The sequence below is a fragment of the Bartonella sp. PS7NMGDW genome, assembly GCF_042193585.1.
Classification (GTDB): domain Bacteria; phylum Pseudomonadota; class Alphaproteobacteria; order Rhizobiales; family Rhizobiaceae; genus Bartonella; species Bartonella grahamii.
This window is the reverse complement of the sequence record NZ_JBHILX010000059.1, coordinates 1-1987: the sequence shown is the minus strand read 5'-3', so window position 1 is coordinate 1987 and position 1987 is coordinate 1. Positions and strand designations below refer to the sequence as shown.

At 43.4% G+C, this 1987-nt stretch carries 4 protein-coding genes; 2 read left to right on the top strand and 2 right to left on the bottom strand.

The window, feature by feature from the left end:
* Window positions 1–948, top strand: a 948-nt coding sequence (locus ACFIKJ_RS09100) for a late control protein (RefSeq protein WP_375670529.1), incomplete at its 5' end; no start/stop codon positions are given.
* A gap of 92 nt (window positions 949–1040) precedes the next feature.
* Here ACFIKJ_RS09100 and ACFIKJ_RS09095 read toward each other — a convergent pair.
* Both ACFIKJ_RS09095 and ACFIKJ_RS09090 read right to left on the bottom strand, forming a co-directional pair.
* Window positions 1041–1352, bottom strand: a complete 312-nt coding sequence (locus tag ACFIKJ_RS09095) for a DNA-binding protein (protein ID WP_375627110.1) — start codon at window positions 1350–1352, stop codon at window positions 1041–1043.
* Between the two features lie 12 nt (window positions 1353–1364).
* On the bottom strand, window positions 1365–1688 hold the full coding sequence (locus ACFIKJ_RS09090; protein ID WP_375670528.1) for a type II toxin-antitoxin system RelE/ParE family toxin: 324 nt from the start codon (window positions 1686–1688) through the stop codon (window positions 1365–1367).
* Between the two features lie 180 nt (window positions 1689–1868).
* Between ACFIKJ_RS09090 and ACFIKJ_RS09085 the strand changes: the two genes are divergently transcribed.
* Window positions 1869–1987, top strand: a 119-nt coding sequence (locus ACFIKJ_RS09085; RefSeq protein WP_375627559.1) for a lysozyme, incomplete at its 3' end; no start/stop codon positions are given.

Genomic DNA, 1987 nt, shown 5'->3' with positions numbered 1-1987 from the left:
AGTATTGTTCAAGAGATAGCAGAGCGTAATGGCTATACGCCAAAGGTTGATCCTTCTCTTGCAAAAATCGTTGTGCGACACATTGACCAAACATCAGAAAGCGATATGGCTTTTGCTACACGCCTTGCAGAAGACTATGATGCGGTAGCAAAGCCCGTTGATGGCAAACTTGTGCTCGCCAAACGGGGTGAAGGCAAAGCCATTACCGGTGAAACACTCCCCGTTATTATTATCCATGAAAAACATTGCACCTCTTGGGATTTTAAATACAGCGCACGGGATGAAGCAGGTGCAGCCAATGGCTTAGAAACAGATGTGGGAGACGACCAAAAAGCCGCGGCTGATGCACGAGAACCAGAAGAGATTGATGATGATGAAAACTTTATCCATATGGATGACAGTGACAAAGCACCATCATCATCTGAATCGGAAAAAGCAGAAACAACACCTGAGAAAGAAGAAGAAGACAAAGAGAAAAAAGGCGGTGTTCTCGCAACCTATCATGACTTACGCAGTGGTGAAAAAAAAGAAGTCAAAGTTGGTAATCCGCCGTTTCATGAACTCAAATACACCTACCATAACCAATCAGAGGCTGTTGCGGCCATTGCTGCTTATCGCAATAAATCATCACGTGGAAAATCTTCTTTCTCATGTGATATCGGTGGTGATCCCTTTGTGCAAGCAGAAGCAAAGCTTGTTCAAGAGCCCCCTTTCCGCCCTTATATACCGGCAGAATGGCGCATCAAAAGCGTTAAACACAAACTTGATAAAACGGGTGGTTACACCACAAAAATAGAGTGCGAACTTTTTGATGCATCACAAGAAGATGCGGCTGGAAACGTTGCAAACACAACACCAGACAAGGATGATACCCTTGATCCAAACGCCCCACCAGACGCATGCGACGAAGGAGACGGCGTAATCCATATGGACGAAGAGGATACATGATAGGTTATAAACCAGATTTAGAGCCCCTCATTAAAAAGATTGCTTAAGTACCTCCCTTCCCCATCTTTAAAGGTGGGGAGTGGACACTAAAGTTACACGTGTGGAACTGGTCGTTCAAGAGGCTGTACAGCCAAACGAAACCCCATGGTACGCAGTAAAGCATTCAAGCTGCGGAACTCTGGATTACCTTTTTCTGAAAGTGTACGGTAAAGTTGTGTTGGGTTCAAGTTGGCTGCTTTAGCTACAGCTTGAACACCACCATAAGCTTTGGCCATTTGGCGTAGAGTTACAAGCAGCTCACCCTGATCACCATCTGCTAGGATTGCATCAAGGGTAGCTGCTGCCAACTCAGGATCACCACGGAATATTTCTGCCATTGCATCATCATGGTTACGGTCTTTCATTTTTGCACTCCTTTAATCTTCACGGTTTTGCCAATCACGCCAGCAAGCACATGCACGAGTGATATCAGTCTCTTGTGTTTTTTTGCTGCCACCGCATAATAGCAACAATACGGTCTTTCCAGATTGGACATAATAAACTCGGTAGCCAGGACCAACATTAATACGCAATTCATGAACACCCTCACGAAGCAGCTTGAAATCGCCAAAGTTTCCCTGCTCTAAACGATTAAGGCGGCGAATAATTGCAGTTTTAGCCTGCATATCACGGAGCTTTCGCAGCCAATCAGCTATCAAGTCTTTGCCATCAGAAGTAAGGTAGTGACGTATTTCAAACATGATGTATATTCGTTTATAAACGAATATTTGTCAAGAAAGAAATTAAAAGTTGAGAAAAAATCTTCTTTTATTCCAATGAAAAAGCGACATGAGTTTTAACAAGCTATCTTTCCGAATGGGAAAGATGTCAATTTTTTAATCCAGCTCTGCTTTTGCGGGGCTTTTTTTATGGAGAATCATATGCGAAAAATATCATCAGAAGGACTAGCACTTATCAAACAATGGGAAGGTTTGCGTTTGAACGCCTATAAAGATGCCATTGGGGTGTGGACAATAGGTTATGGACATACAAACAGTGC

Bases quoted from the DNA above. Each gene is read 5' to 3' on its own strand.
- ACFIKJ_RS09090 (WP_375670528.1), bottom strand. From the start codon at position 1,688: ATGTTTGAAATACGTCACTACCTTACTTCTGATGGCAAAGACTTGATA.
- ACFIKJ_RS09095 (WP_375627110.1), bottom strand. From the start codon at position 1,352: ATGAAAGACCGTAACCATGATGATGCAATGGCAGAAATATTCCGTGGT.